Origin of the sequence: Streptomyces sp. NPDC048196 (assembly GCF_040652715.1) — a bacterium.
Lineage (GTDB): Bacteria > Actinomycetota > Actinomycetes > Streptomycetales > Streptomycetaceae > Streptomyces > Streptomyces siderophoricus.
In genome coordinates, this window is record NZ_JBEZMM010000019.1 from 36706 (window position 1) to 50672 (window position 13967).

Sequence of the window (13967 nt, forward strand, 5' to 3'; positions counted from 1 at the left end):
GGCCCGGTCTCATGACGCGATCTCCAGCCGCGGTCACACGACGGCGACGCCGCACGCTAAAGGGGGGAGTAGGGTCCAAGGTCAAGCCCACGACCTGACGGGGAGTCGTGCTCATCGGGGAACTCGCCGCGCAAGCGGGCATGACCAAGGACACCATCCGCTTCTACGAGAAGCTCGGGCTCGTCACCGGCCGTCGGCTGCCCAACGGCTATCGCGACTTCCCACCCGAGACCGTGCCCTGGCTGCTCTACGTCCGCACCGCTCAGACGCTCGGCTTCTCCCTCGCGGAGATCGCCCGGCTCGGCGAGGAACTGCGCGACGCACCGGACTCCGCGGCGGCACTGTCCGAGCTGTTCGCGGAGAAGATCGCCCTCATCGATGCCCGGATGGCCCAACTCGCCGCGCTGCGCGCCGATCTCGACGCCCGCGTCGGCACCGGCTGCCCCCTCCGGGCAGGCCGGCCGGCGGACTGAGCGCCCACGACGTAAATCCATGGTCGACTCCGCGCCGCGGCTCCTATGATGGCCGGATCTGACCGCCGACGGCCAACTGCCGCCCTGTCCGCGCCGCCCGACCACGCACCGCACGTCCGCCGGCGCAGGGATGAATGACTGCCGATCACCCACCGCACACCTTCCAGGTCGATCTCCGCGGCCTGGTGGACCTGCTCTCCCACCACCTCTACTCCAGCCCCAGGGTCTATCTGCGCGAACTGCTGCAGAACGCCGTGGACGCCATCACCGCACGCCGCGCCGAACAGCCCGACGCGCCCGCCCGGGTGCGCCTGCACGTCGACGAACCGGGTGTGCTGCGCGTGGCGGACTCCGGGGTCGGCCTGACCGAGGCCGATGTGCACCATCTGCTGGCCACCATCGGGCGCAGCTCCAAACGCGACGGCCTGGAGTCGGCCCGGGCCGGCTTCCTCGGCCAGTTCGGCATCGGGCTGCTGGCGTGTTTCGTCGTCGCGGAGGAGATCCGCGTCGTCAGCCGGTCGGCACGGGACGCCGCCGCCCCACCCGTGGAGTGGACGGCCCGGGACGACGGTTCGTACACGGTGCGCACACTGCCCGAAGGCGCACGTCCGGAGCCCGGCACCACCGTGCACCTCACCGCCCGGCCCGGCGCCGCCGAATGGCTCACCGAGGCACGGGTCACCGCACTGGCACGGGACTTCGGATCGCTGCTGCCCTATGACGTACGGGTCGGGGACGAGCCGGTCACCGACCGTCCGGCCGTCTGGGAGCGCCCCCACCCCGGCCCGGCCGCGCGGCGCGCCGCCCTCGCCCGACACTGTCACCAGCAGTTCGGTTTCACGCCGCTCGACGCCATCGACCTCGACCTGCCGGTCGCGGGGGTACGCGGTGTCGCCTACGTTCTGCCCTCCGCCGTCAGCCCCGCGCAGCGTGCCGGGCACCGGGTCCACCTCAAGGGCATGCTGCTCACCGAACGCGCCGACGAGCTGCTGCCCGACTGGGCGTTCTTCGTCCGCTGCGTCATCGACACCGACAGCCTGCGCCCCACCGCGTCCCGCGAGAGCCTGTACGCCGACGAGACCCTCGCGGCGGTCCGCGACGCCCTCGGCGCGACGATCAAGGAGTGGTTCACCGGTCTCGCCGGCGGGGAGCCCGAGCGGCTCGCACAATTCCTCTCCGTGCACCACCTGGGTGTGAAGTCGCTGGCCCGGCACGACCGGGAGGTGCTGACGACCATGCTGCCGTGGCTGCCGTTCGAGACCACGGACGGGCAGCTGCCCCTGGAGGAGTTCGCCCGCCGGCACCCCGTGGTGCACTTCACCCGGACCGTCGAGGAGTACCGGCAGGTCGCCGCCATCGCCGCCGCCCAGGGCATCGGCGTCGTCAACGGCGGCTACACGTACGACACCGAGCTCATCGAGCTGCTGCCGACGGTACGGCCCGGCACGCACGTCGCCGAGCTCGACGCCGACACCGTCGCCGCCCACCTCGACCCGGTCGACCCCGCAGAGGAACTGGCGGTGTCCGGATTCCTCGGCGCCGCGCGCGGCAAGCTCGACCCGCTCGGTGTCGACGTGGTGCTGCGCACCTTCCACCCGGTGTCCGTCCCCGCGCTCCACCTCGACGACCGCTCGGCCCGGCAGGAACGCGCCCGGGCCGAGGAGGAGGCACAGGCGGACGACCTGTGGGCCGGCATCCTCGGCAGCCTGCGCGGCAGCGCGCCGCGCGCCCGGCTCGTCCTCAACCACCACAACCCACTGGTCCGCGGCATCGTCCGGATCGCCGATCGGGAACTCGCCGGCACCGCCGCCGAGGCACTGTACGGCCAGGCCCTGCTGATGGCCCAACGCCCCCTCCGCCCCGCCGACTCGGCCCTGCTCAACCGGGCGTTCCTGGATCTGCTGCGCCGGGCCACGCACTCCGACGGCCCGGGGGAGGCCCGATGAACGAGGACGTCCGCAGGCTCCGCGAGATCGCGGAGATCCGCCGGGGGCTGGCGGACAACCTGGAGGCCCCCAACGGCCCGGTCCGCAACGGCCGGGCCGAGGAACTCGTGGACCGGTCCGAGCGGACCGGCGACCGGCGACTGCTCCTCGACGCGCTCTTCGGGCTGATCAGCGGCTACCAGTTCAGCGCGGAGAGCGAGAAGATGTTCGTGCCGTTCTCCCGGCTGCTGCGCATGTGGGACGAGGATCCCGGGGACTTCGACAGCTACGCAGTCCACCGGCTCCACTGGCGCTTCAAGTGGGTCAGCAGCGGCATGATCGACCACCCCGGCATTCCGCCGGCCGCCATCCGCCGCTGGCTCACGGAGATGGCCCACCGCTACCGCACGGCCGGGTACTCGCTGCGTGCGGTCCGCGCCGCCGAGTTCCGCCTCGCCGAGCACCTGGGCGACGACGCCCTCGCCGGCCGGTTGCTGGCGGAGTGGATCGCCGCCGACCGCGACGAGATGAGCGACTGCCACGCCTGCGAACGCAACGCGCAGGGTGCCTGGTACGCCGACCACGGTGACGACGCACGTGCCCTCGACCTCTGGGCGCCCGTCCTGAACGGCGAACTCAGCTGCCGCGAGGAACCGCACCGCGTCCTCTCCCGGTCCCTGCTGTCCCTGGTACGCCTCGGACGGTACGACGAGGCCCGCCACCACCATCTGCGCGGCTACCGCATGGCCCGCGGCAACGAGAGCCTCCTGCCGACCATCGGCCGCCACATCGAATTCTGCGCTCTGACCGGCAACGAGGCCCGCGGCCTGGAGATCCTGGCCGAGCACACCGCACATCTCGACAGTGACGGGGACCTGCTCGACCGGCTGGACCTGCTCGCCCCGACGACCCTGCTGCTGCGGAGGCTGGTGGCGCTGGGCCACGGCGAACGGCCGGTGCCCGCACCGGGCGGCACCACCTCCACCACCGCCCACCTCCTGGCGCGTACCGAGGCTGCGGCCGGCCGCCTGGCCAGGCGCTTCGACGAACGTAACGGCACCGATGCGGTCAGCGGCCAGGTGGCCCGGCGGACGGCCGGCACACCGCTCACCGACCGGCTGCCCCTCGGTGTCCGCGCCGCCCGGCTCGTGCCGCCCACCACCGTCCGTCCGGAGGCCGCTGCTCCGGAGCCCGCCCCCGTGCCCGCACCGGTGGAGGCGGCAGCGGCAGCCCAGGCCGCCGACGACGTCGACGGGTTGCTGGCCGACGCCCGCCGCCTGACCCGGGCCCAGCACCCCGATGCCCACGCCGCCTGGAGTGCCGTCGCCGGCGCCGCGGAACGCACCGGCACCGAACTGGACCCGCGCGCCCGCGCCGAGGTGACGGACCACCTGGCCAGGGACGCCTTCGACGACCCGGACACCGCGATACCCCTCTTCCGTACGGCCGCCGAGCGGTTCGAGGCCGCCGGCGACCCGGGCGAGGCGGCCCTGTGCCGGGTGCGCGCCGCCTCGTGTGCCGCCGTCGCCGGCCGTCCGGAAGAGAGCCTCGCCGAACTCGACGCGGTCTGCGACGAGTTGGGTGCGCTGCATGCCGAACGCAGGGCCGCCGCCTACCAGTTGGTCGTGGCGCGCAACACCGCCGCGCGTACCCGCCTGGGTGTGCTCCACGCGGCGCCGGACCCGGCAGCGTCCGCGGCAGCCCTGGAGGGCGAGCTGCGCGCGGTGCTCGCCTTCGCCGAGCAGCACCGCGGCGAGGAGTGGATGCCGGCCGGCCTCGCCGACGCCACCTGCCTGCTGGGCAGCGTGGTCGAGGGGCGAGGCGACGCACCGCGGGCCGCCGAGCTGTTCGGCCGGGCGGCGGAGCTGTTCCACGAGGCGGCCGTGCCCTGGTACGCCGCCGAGGCCGAGGCCCAGCTGGCCGAGCTGTCCTTCCAGGAGGGAGATCCGCGGACCGCCGAGAAGTCCGCCCGGGCCGCCCTCGAACACGGCGGCGAACTGCTCAACCCCGTCGGCTCCGCCCGCCTCCGTCTCGTCCTCGCCGAGGCGCTGGCCGCCCTCGGTGGCGACGACGCCGAGGTGGCCGCCCATGCGCTCGACGCCACCCACCGGGCGGACGAGGCCGCCGACAGCGCCGGGCTCGGTGCCTGGGCGCGGTGGGTGCTCGGCGGTGCGCTCCTCCGCCTCCGGCGTTTCGAGGAGGCGGCGTCCGTTCTGGAGAGCGCCCTGCCCGACCTCCAGGAGCACCACACCGAAGGCCGGATCGTCCAGGCCCGCCGGTGGCTGGGCCAATGCCTCGACGCGCTCGGCGACGCGCGGGAGGCGAGCGAACAGTTCCTGCTCGCCGCCGACATCGCCAAGGGCTGGGACGGCCAGCGCGACCATGCCGTGCTCGCCCAGCTCGCCGGTGACGCCCTCCACCGCGCCGGGCTGCACGAACAGGCCGCCGCTGCCTACGCCCGTGCCGAGGAGCTCTGGCGCGCCCTCGGCCAGCCGCACGGCGCGGCCCGCGCCGTGCGGGCCCGCGCATGGCTCGCCCTGCGGGACGCGGAGAGCGGCCCGCAGGGCGCCCGGGTCCTGATGGCCACGGCCGAGCAGCTGCTCACCGGGGCCCTCGCCGCGACGGCGGACGACGAGCGGCGCAACCGGCTGCGGTCCGAACTCGCCGGCACTCACCGCCAGACCGCGGAGCTGCTGCTCCGTGCCCGCGGCTCCGGGCCCGGCGGCGCCGAAGCCGACGCCGCCGACGCCGCCGACGACAAGAACGGCAACGGCACCGTACCGCGCGCCCGCGAAGAGGCCCTCGGTCACATGGAGAAGGCCATCGCGCTCTACGCCGCCCTCGGCCGGGACGGCCGGCACGACCACAACTCCGCCCAGTTGACGGCGGGTTGGCTGGAGGCCGGCCTAGGCCGCCGCTCCGCCGCCGGCGCCCGGGCCCGTACCGTCCTGGACGATTACGACCGCGACCGAAACCACGACCACGGCGACGTGGACGGGGCGGCGGACGGCGAGCGGGAGACCGTGCAGCGGCACCGGGCGGACGCCCGGGCGCTGCTCGACCGCGTCGGGTAGGCCGCCGGGCCGGCTACTTCGCCTTCTGCGCCTGCGCCACGATCTTCTTGGTCAGGCCGAGTCCGGCGGCGCCCTTGTCGTTGGACTGGACGTTGTAGAAGGTGGTGACCACGACGTTGCCGACCCGGGACGCCACCAGTGTGGTGCCGCCTTCCCACTCGGGGGCGGTGAGGACGGCCTTGAGGGTCTGGTCGCCCACCTTCGGAACGGTGGCGGTCTTGATCGTCACCGCGGCGGTGGTGCCGTTGGACTTGTCCGTGAAATGCGCACAGTGCCGCAGCACCTGGCCCAGGCGCAGCATGACCGTCTGCGCGTCCTTGCCCCGGAAGCTGTCGACCTCCTGATTGAACTCCTCCTGGGAGGCGTTCGCGAAGTCGCCCTGGGCGAATGCGGCGCTTTCCAGGCCGGTGGTCTGGATCCAGGCGCTGGCCTCCAGCTTCGGGCAGGCGCCGGCCAGGTCGAGGGGTGCCTTCGACGAGGCGGGCGCGAAGGCGGTCCCCGAGTCACGGGTGGCGTGCGGGTCGGCCTTGTAGCCCTTGGGCAGTTCGCCGACCGGAAGCAGCAGGGCCTTCAGCCGGGTGCCGTTGAGCAGGCCGGCGTCCGGGCCGCCGGCGGAGTCCGAGGACCCCTTGTGGCCTGCGGACGCGTCGGACGACGGGTGGTCGGAGCCACCGGACGAACAGGCGGCGAGGGCGAGCGGCAGCACGGCGGTCGCGGCGACCGCCGTCAAGGCACGACGAAGCTTCATGAAGCCTTCTTCTGGATCAAGAAAGGAAGTGAGGAAAGCACGACGAGCCGTCGCGGTATGGGGGTGCGCGGTGCGGCAGGCGCTGATCGTAAGGCTGAGCGGTCATGACGCCCAGTGATCCGCCGTTGGCCGGCCGTCGGTGACCGGGTAACCGGAGGGGAAAATTCCGTTAAACCGGGCAGTTGCCCTTGCATGCCGAGGATTTCCTATGGTGAATGTCACGCCGGAGCGGCTCTCGTCCGCGTCGGCGGGGGCGACGGTGCGCGGTGCGCAACGCACTCCGTGTTACATGTATCCATATGTGGCTGAAAAACGGTCAAATCTGGCTCCGTCGCGTGCGCGCCGCGCTCGCCCGACGAGCCGAGGACCCACGCCACGGAACGGGGGGCCGGTCCAGCGTCGCCGCCCAGGTCTTCGTCCTGATGTCGGCCATCGTGATCGTGCTGATCGCGGCCGCGGGCGCGGTGCAGGTGGTGCAGGCCCGGCGGGAGAGCGAGCAGACCGCCGGCGCCCGGTCCCTCGGGGTGGCGGTGGCCTTCGCCCATGCACCCGGTACGGCAGCGGCGTTGCGCTCTCCCGACCCCACGGCCGTGCTGCAGCCCCGCGCCCAGGCGACCCGGCGGGACTCCGGGGTCGACTTCGTCGCCGTACTCAGCCCCACCGGCATCCGCTACACCGACCCGCTGCCGGAGCTGATCGGCCACCCGGCCTCGGGTGACTGGGCACGGGCGCTGCGCGGGGAGTCGTTCACGGAGAAGTTCACCGGCGCACCCCGCGACGCGATCCGCGCCGTGGTCCCGGTGACCGACGCCCGCGGTGTCGTGGTGGGCGTGGTCACCGCAGGCGTGCAGATCACCACTGTGTCCGAAGCGGTGAACCGCGAGCTGCCGCTGCTCGGGGCCGCGGTCGCCGCGGCGCTCGCGCTGGCCGTCGGCGGCGCGGCGCTGGTGAGCCGGCGGCTGCGCCGGCAGACCCACGGCCTGGGGCCCGCCGAGGTGACGCGGATGTACGAACACCACGACGCGGTGCTGCACGCCGTCCGGGAAGGGGTGATCATCGTCGGCCCGGACCGGCGGCTGCTGTTGGTCAACGACGAGGCCCGGCGGCTGCTGGAACTGCCCCGGGGCGCCGAACAGGGCGACGTCCGCGAACTGGGCCTGGAGGCCGAGTTCGCCGGCCTGCTGGCCTCCTGCCGGGAGGCGACGGACGAGGTCCACCGGGTGCACGACCGGCTGCTCGCCGCCAGCTGCCGCCCGACCGGCCCGCACGGCGGCAGCGTGGTCACGCTACGGGACACCACGGAGCTGAAGGCCGTCACCGGACGCGCCGAGGTCGCCCGGGAACGCCTCCAGCTGCTCTACGACGCCAGCCTGCTCATCGGGACCACACTGGACGTGACGCACACCGCCGAGGAGCTGACGCGGGTGGCGACTCCGCGCTTCGCCGACGCCGTGACGGTCGACGTACCGGAGTGGGTGCTGCGTGGCGAGGAACCCGGTGCGAAGACGCCGGGGGAGCTGCGGCGTGCGGCAGTTGCCGGGGCGCCCGAGGTCGCCGCGGTGCCGGCGGAGACCGTGGCCTTCGTCAGGTCCGAGACCGATCCCCAGGTGCTGCTGGTGCCCGATCTGGAGGTCGCGAGCGGCTGGCGGTCACGCGCACCGGAGCTGGCCCGGACCCTCCTCCGCCTCGGATTCCGCTCCCTGATCACCGCCTCGCTGCGCACCGGGGACGCGGAACTCGGTGTGGTCCACTTCTGGCGCACCGGCGGGCGCGCCCCGTTCGAGGGCGATGACCGCTCGGCGGCGACGGAGCTGGTGGCCCGCGCCGCCCTCTGCATCGACAACGCCCGCCGCTACACGCGCGAGCACGCCACGGCCGTGGCCCTCCAGCGCAGCCTGCTCCCGCGCGATCTGCCGCGCCAGGACGCGGTCCAGGTCGCCCACCGCTACCTGCCGGCCCGGGCCGGCGTCGGCGGCGACTGGTTCGACGTCATCCCGCTGGCCGGGGAGCGGGTCGCCCTGGTGGTCGGCGACGTGGTGGGGCACGGGCTGCACGCCGCCGCCACCATGGGCCGGCTGCGCACCGCGATCCACAACTTCGCCGGCCTCGACATGCCGCCCGACGAACTGCTCAGCCACCTCGACGAACTCGTCGACCGGATCGACCGCGACGAAACCGCCGACAGCGAGGCGACCACCGTCACCGGAGCCACGGTCCTGTACGCGATCTACGACTCGGTCTCCGGGCAGTGCACCATGGCCCGGGCCGGGCATCCATCGCCGGCGCTGATCTTCCCCGACGGCACGGTCACCATCCCGGACGTCCCCGCGGGTCCGCCCCTCGGCCTGACCCAACTCCCCTTCGAGAGCAGCGAACACCACCTGCCCGAAGGCACCCGGATCGTCCTCTACACCGACGGTCTGATCCGCAGCCGCGACCGCTCCCTCGACACCGGTCTGACCTTGCTGCGCCGCGCCCTGACCGGCGCCGGGGACCGGAACGTGGACCAGATCTGCGAGGACGCCTGCCACACCCTGCTTCCCGCCGAGCAGGAGGACGACATCGTGCTCCTCGTGGCCCGCACCCGGCGCCTGCCGGCCGCCCAGGTCGCCCATTGGGACGTGCCGCACGAGCCGTCCGCGGTCGCGCCCGTCCGCACCGCCGTCAGCGAGAAACTCGCCGAATGGGGCCTCGCGGAGACCGCCTTCACCACCGAACTCATCCTCAGCGAACTCGTCACCAACGCCATCCGGTACGGCACCCCACCGGTCGCCGTCCGCCTCCTCCGCGACCGCACGCTGACCTGCGAGGTCTTTGACGGCAGCAGCACCGCCCCGCATCTGCGCTACGCCGCCACCACGGACGAAGGCGGCCGCGGCCTGTACCTGGTCGCCCACCTCGCCGACCGCTGGGGCACCCGCTACACCCCCGAAGGAAAGATCATCTGGACCGAGCAGCACGTCAGGTGAGGAGCCGGACAGCCGGGCCGGGACGGGCTTGCGAGGGGGCGTCAGGGTGAGCCGGGTCTCAACCTGACGTCCCCTCTTGTTTATGCAACGAGTTGCATAGAAGGATCGGGGCATGGCGCTCGAACACGCGATCCTCGTCTCGCTGCTGGAGCGGCCGGGCTCCGGCTATGAGCTGTCCCGGCGCTTCGAGCGGTCCATCGGATACTTCTGGACCGCCACCCACCAGCAGATCTACCGCGTGCTCAAGCGCATGGAGAGCGACGGCTGGATCGACGTCCGCGAGGTGCCGCAGCAGGCCCGGCCGGACAAGAAGGAGTACTCCGTCGCCGCCCGCGGCCGGGCCGCCCTCTCCGAGTGGCTCCATGAGCCGATCGAACCCGAGAGTGTCCGGCACGACCTCGCGGTGAAGATCCGGGGCGCCGCCTTCGACGATCCGTCCGCGCTGATCCGCGAGGTCGAACGGCACCACCGGGCACACACCGACCGGCTCGCGCACTACCTCGCGGGCGAGCGCCGGGACTTCAGCGGCCCCGACGCCCCCACGGCACCCGACGCCGGACAGCAGCTCCAGCACGTGGTGCTGCGCGGCGGCATCGCCTACGAGCGGATGACGCTGGACTGGCTCGACGACGTCCTCGTCACCCTCCGCCGGCTCGGCGCGGCAGCACCGTCCGCCGACCCGGCCCCGTAAGCACACCCATCGACCACCGACCCCCGGAAGGCAAACCCTCCATGGCCGACCAGCTGCTGTTCAACCCGCGCACCTACGACCCGGCGCACTTCGACCCCGAGACCCGCAGGCTGCTGCGCGCCACCGTCGACTGGTTCGAGAGCCGCGGCAAGCGCAAGCTGATCGAGGACTACCGCTCCCGCGCCTGGCTGGCGGACTTCCTCGCGTTCTCCGCCCGGGAAGGACTGTTCGCGACCTTCCTCACCCCGGCCGCGGCCGCCGGCGACGAACCGGGGGACAAGCGCTGGGACACCGCCCGGATCGCCGCGCTCAACGAGATCTTCGGCTTCTACGGGCTCGACTACTGGTACGCCTGGCAGGTCACCATCCTCGGCCTCGGCCCGGTCTGGCAGAGCGACAACGCCACCGCCCGCGCCCGCGCGGCCGAACTCCTCGACCAGGGCGAGGTGTTCGCGTTCGGCCTGTCCGAGAAGGCGCACGGCGCCGACATCTACTCCACCGACATGCTGCTGGAGCCCGACGGCGCCGGCGGCTTCCGCGCCACCGGCTCCAAGTACTACATAGGCAACGGCAACGCCGCCGGCCTGGTCTCCGTCTTCGGCCGCCGCACCGACATCGAGGGCCCGGACGGCTATGTCTTCTTCGCCGCCGACAGCCGCCACGAGGCGTACCACCTGGTGAAGAACGTCGTGGACTCCTCCAAGTACGTCAGTGAGTTCCGCCTGGAGGATTACCCGGTCGCGGCGGAGGACGTCCTGCACACCGGCAGCGCCGCCTTCGACGCCGCCCTCAACACCGTCAACGTCGGCAAGTTCAACCTCTGCACCGGCGCCATCGGCATCTGCGAACACGCGATGTACGAGGCCGTCACCCACGCCCAGAACCGCATCCTCTACGGCCGCCCGGTCACCGCCTTCCCGCACGTGCGCCGCGAACTGACCGACGCCTACGTCCGGCTGGTCGGCATGAAGCTGTTCAGCGACCGCGCCGTCGACTACTTCCGGTCCGCCGGCCCCGAGGACCGCCGCTACCTGCTCTTCAACCCCATGACCAAGATGAAGGTGACCACCGAGGGCGAGAAGGTCATCGACCTCATGTGGGACGTGATCGCCGCCAAGGGCTTCGAGAAGGACACCTACTTCGCCCAGGCCGCCACCGAGATCCGCGGCCTGCCGAAGCTGGAGGGCACCGTCCACGTCAACCTGGCGCTGATCCTCAAGTTCATGGGCAACCACCTGCTCGCCCCGGCCGAGTACGAGCCCGTGCCGACCCGCCTCGACGCGGCCGACGACGCCTTCCTCTTCCGCCAGGGGCCGGCTCGCGGCCTGGGCGCCATCCGCTTCCACGACTGGCGTACCGCCTACGACGCCCACGCCCACCTTCCCAACGTCGCCCGCTTCCGCGAACAGGCCGACGCCCTCTGCGAGTTCGTCACCACCGCCGCCCCCGACGAGAAGCAGAGCCGCGACCTGGACCTCCTGCTCGCCGTCGGCCAGCTCTTCGCCCTGGTCGTGCACGGCCAGCTGATCCTGGAGCAGGCCCAGCTCACCACCCTCGACGAGGACGTGCTGGACGAACTCTTCGCCGTCCTGGTCAGGGACTTCTCCGCACACGCCGTCGAGCTGCACGGCAAGGACTCCGCCACCGAGGCCCAGCAGACCTGGGCCCTGGGCGCGGTCCGCCGCCCGGCCGTCGACGACGGGCGCTCGGCACGCGTCTGGGAGCGGGTGGAGGCGCTGGCAGGGACTTACGAGATGGCGCCGTAACGCCAACTCGCTTGCTCCACAAGGCAGGTGACTGAGCAGCAGTCCGGCCGGCGTTCGGGAACGCCGGCCGGACCGCCATGCCGGCCTGCTCGCACCCGACGACCTATTCGGCCCATTCCGCCCTGGTCAGGGCGTACTCGACGTCGCCGTGCTCGGAACCGGGGATGGCTTCGGGCCAGTCGCCGAAGTAGGTGCGGACGTAGCGCAGGCCGGCCTTCTCCATCACGCGTCGGGAGGCGGCATTGACGGCCATGGTGTGGGCGGTCACCCGCTGGACACCGAGTTCGGTGAATCCCTTACGGATCAGGCCCGGGCGCCCTCGGTGGCGTAGCCGTGGCCCCAGGCAGCCCGGCGCAGGCGATAGCCGAGCTCGACCACGGCCGGGCTGTCCTCCTCGGCGGGACGGAAATGGAACCAGCCGAGGAACGCCTGGGTGTCCTTGGCCTCGGCGGCCCAGTAACCCACGGTTCCGGTCGCGGCGAAGGTGCGCATCAGGCGTGGCAGGCGCTCGGTGCGGATCGTCTCGTGCGGCGTCGGCCGCCCGCCGTTGAGGTACCGCATCACCTCCGGGTCGCCGTCCAGATCGACCAGTAGGTCCACGTCCCCCGCGGTGAACGGCCGAAGCGCGATCCGTCCGGTCTCCAGAAAGATGCTCATACGGCTCTTCCTACCACTGCTCGTGCGGCTCCTATCCCCGAGCACCTCGGCCTGCCGAGCTGGTGCGCAGGGCGTCCGGCCCACCCGTGCGGTGGCACTTCCCGCGCTCGTAGAGGTCCACCTGGCGGCCCCGGACGACGCTGGCCGAGCAGCGTACGAAGCGTGTCCGCAGCACCCGCTGCTTGGTGAGGTCGCGTACGGTGTCGGCCCGGCGCGGCCCGGGGTCGGTGACGAGCACGATGCGCCGTGCGCCCAGCATGGCGCGCTCTATGTCGCGTGGTTCAGCCTCTATGCCCTTGAGCGTGCCGGATGCCACCGGCCCCTGGGACAGGGCCAGATCGTGCAGACCGGCGAACTCATGGGGCGACACGAGAGCGGTGTCGCGGCGCGCGGCGGGGATGTAGAGGACGCCGTCGGCGGTGTCGCGAACGTCGCCGACCCTGGCTGCCGCGCTGAGTACGTCGTCGATGCGGCTCTCCTCGGTACGCAGGCGGAGCTCGAACGGGAGCAGCGCCAGGAGGGCCAGGGTGACGGCGACGGGGAGCAGCACCCGGGCGTCCGTCCTGAGACGTGCGGCGATCGTGGCGAGCAGGACACCGATCAGAAGCGCGAGCCCTGCGTACGCGAACAGCACGTAGCGTGTCACATAGAGGGGTTTGGCCAGGGAGATGAGCGCCAGTCCGACCTGCGGCACCGCGCAGAGCGGGAGCGCGACGACCGCGAGGTTCAGGCGCGTCAGCGGCGCTTGCGCGCGCGGGCGCAGCATCCCGCGGGCCTGCGGCAGACGCGTGCAGAGGGCCGCGACCGCCACGGTGATCAGCACACCCAGTACGGTCGACCAGCCGAGCGGCTTGATCCAGGAGACCTGTGAGGACTGGAGCCGGCTGGTCAGGATCACCGGCAGGGCCGCGGTAACGGCCCCGGAGGCGGCAAGTGCCCACCCCGCGAGGCGGGTTCGGCCGGGCCGGACGCACACCAGGGTGACGCCGTGCGCGACGAGCGCGAACAGCGAGAACCAGTTGAGCCATGCGGCGATCAGCGTGGCGGCCGCGTACCCGGCCCACCGCCGGCCGTCCGGCCGCTCAAGTGCGCTCACCAGCAACCACGTCGCGAGGACGACGAAGGCGAGCACGAGGGCGTACGACCGTCCCTCCTGGGCGTGCTCCTGAACCGCCGGAACGACCGCCAGCGCGAGCCCCGCAGCCGTCCCCGCCACGCCGGTGGAGAGCCGGGCGCCGACCAGCGCGGTCAGTCCGCATGCGGTGGCGGTGGCGAGCACCGAGGGCAACCGCAGGGTGACCAGACTGTCGCCGAAGAGGGCGAAGATCCCGTGCATCACCGCGTAGTACAGGCCGTGGACGACGTCGACCTGGCCGACCATGTGTCCTATCTCGGTCAGCGACCGATGTGCTGCTTGCCAGGTCGCTGCCTCGTCCCGCCACATGCTGTGCTCGCGCGTGATGCCCCACAGTCCGAGAGCGAGCGCAAGGACGGCCGGACCGGTGCAGATGGATATGCGGCCGTGCCGCACGGTGCCCCCCAAATACCTGAATGCGGAAATACCGGAACGCCTGCTGGAGCGTGCATTCCGCCAAAGCCGAAGGGGCAAGCCGTAATTGGGCTCGGTGATCTCCCCGTCGTCCGGAATCTACGCGCAGTGGGCA

At 72.4% G+C, this 13967-nt stretch carries 8 protein-coding genes and 1 pseudogene; 6 read left to right on the forward strand and 3 right to left on the reverse strand.

The window, feature by feature from the left end; all coding sequences use genetic code 11:
• Positions 1 to 107: 107 nt before the first annotated feature.
• From AB0E02_RS20025 to AB0E02_RS20035, 3 genes are all read left to right on the forward strand, one after another.
• Positions 108 to 473, forward strand: a complete 366-nt coding sequence (locus AB0E02_RS20025; protein ID WP_362141148.1) for a MerR family transcriptional regulator — start codon at positions 108 to 110, stop codon at positions 471 to 473.
• 134 nt (positions 474 to 607) lie between these two features.
• The gene (locus AB0E02_RS20030; RefSeq protein WP_362141150.1) at positions 608 to 2419 is read left to right on the forward strand and encodes an HSP90 family protein; all 1812 of its coding nucleotides are present in this window, start codon (positions 608 to 610) and stop codon (positions 2417 to 2419) included.
• Entirely contained in the window at positions 2416 to 5472 is a 3057-nt protein-coding gene (locus tag AB0E02_RS20035) for a tetratricopeptide repeat protein (protein ID WP_362141152.1), read from the forward strand. Before AB0E02_RS20030 ends, AB0E02_RS20035 begins: the two co-directional genes overlap by 4 nt.
• Before the next feature lie 13 nt (positions 5473 to 5485).
• Here the strand turns inward: AB0E02_RS20035 and AB0E02_RS20040 are convergent, their stop codons facing one another.
• Positions 5486 to 6220 carry a hypothetical protein gene (locus AB0E02_RS20040; protein ID WP_362141154.1) on the reverse strand — a complete coding sequence of 245 codons (735 nt, stop codon included), beginning with the start codon at positions 6218 to 6220 and terminating at the stop codon, positions 5486 to 5488.
• Between the two features lie 422 nt (positions 6221 to 6642).
• On the opposite strand from AB0E02_RS20040, the gene AB0E02_RS20045 reads away from it, so the two are divergent.
• The 3 genes from AB0E02_RS20045 (at position 6643) to AB0E02_RS20055 (ending at position 11646) form a co-directional block, all read left to right on the forward strand.
• Complete coding sequence (locus AB0E02_RS20045) at positions 6643 to 9189, forward strand: SpoIIE family protein phosphatase (protein WP_362141300.1); 2547 nt, start codon at positions 6643 to 6645, stop codon at positions 9187 to 9189.
• Positions 9190 to 9301: 112 nt separating this feature from the next.
• Positions 9302 to 9880, forward strand: coding sequence for a PadR family transcriptional regulator (locus AB0E02_RS20050; protein WP_362141156.1), 579 nt, complete (start codon positions 9302 to 9304; stop codon positions 9878 to 9880).
• A gap of 41 nt (positions 9881 to 9921) precedes the next feature.
• Positions 9922 to 11646, forward strand: coding sequence for an acyl-CoA dehydrogenase family protein (locus AB0E02_RS20055; RefSeq protein WP_362141158.1), 1725 nt, complete (start codon positions 9922 to 9924; stop codon positions 11644 to 11646).
• Between the two features lie 103 nt (positions 11647 to 11749).
• On the opposite strand, the pseudogene AB0E02_RS20060 reads toward AB0E02_RS20055, so the two are convergent.
• Both AB0E02_RS20060 and AB0E02_RS20065 read right to left on the reverse strand, forming a co-directional pair.
• Positions 11750 to 12303 (reverse strand): annotated as a pseudogene (locus AB0E02_RS20060) (GNAT family N-acetyltransferase).
• 31 nt (positions 12304 to 12334) lie between these two features.
• Positions 12335 to 13834: a glycosyltransferase family 39 protein gene (locus tag AB0E02_RS20065; protein ID WP_362141160.1), complete on the reverse strand. Its 1500-nt coding sequence runs from the start codon at positions 13832 to 13834 to the stop codon at positions 12335 to 12337.
• Positions 13835 to 13967 lie beyond the last annotated feature (133 nt).

What these genes read in the sequence shown, in the direction of transcription:
- AB0E02_RS20050 (WP_362141156.1), top strand. Translation starts at nt 9,302, where the DNA reads ATGGCGCTCGAACACGCGATCCTCGTCTCGCTGCTGGAGCGGCCGGGC.
- AB0E02_RS20040 (WP_362141154.1), bottom strand. Translation starts at nt 6,220, where the DNA reads ATGAAGCTTCGTCGTGCCTTGACGGCGGTCGCCGCGACCGCCGTGCTG.
- AB0E02_RS20030 (WP_362141150.1), top strand. Translation starts at nt 608, where the DNA reads ATGACTGCCGATCACCCACCGCACACCTTCCAGGTCGATCTCCGCGGC.
- AB0E02_RS20035 (WP_362141152.1), top strand. Translation starts at nt 2,416, where the DNA reads ATGAACGAGGACGTCCGCAGGCTCCGCGAGATCGCGGAGATCCGCCGG.
- AB0E02_RS20055 (WP_362141158.1), top strand. Translation starts at nt 9,922, where the DNA reads ATGGCCGACCAGCTGCTGTTCAACCCGCGCACCTACGACCCGGCGCAC.
- AB0E02_RS20045 (WP_362141300.1), top strand. Translation starts at nt 6,643, where the DNA reads ATGTCGGCCATCGTGATCGTGCTGATCGCGGCCGCGGGCGCGGTGCAG.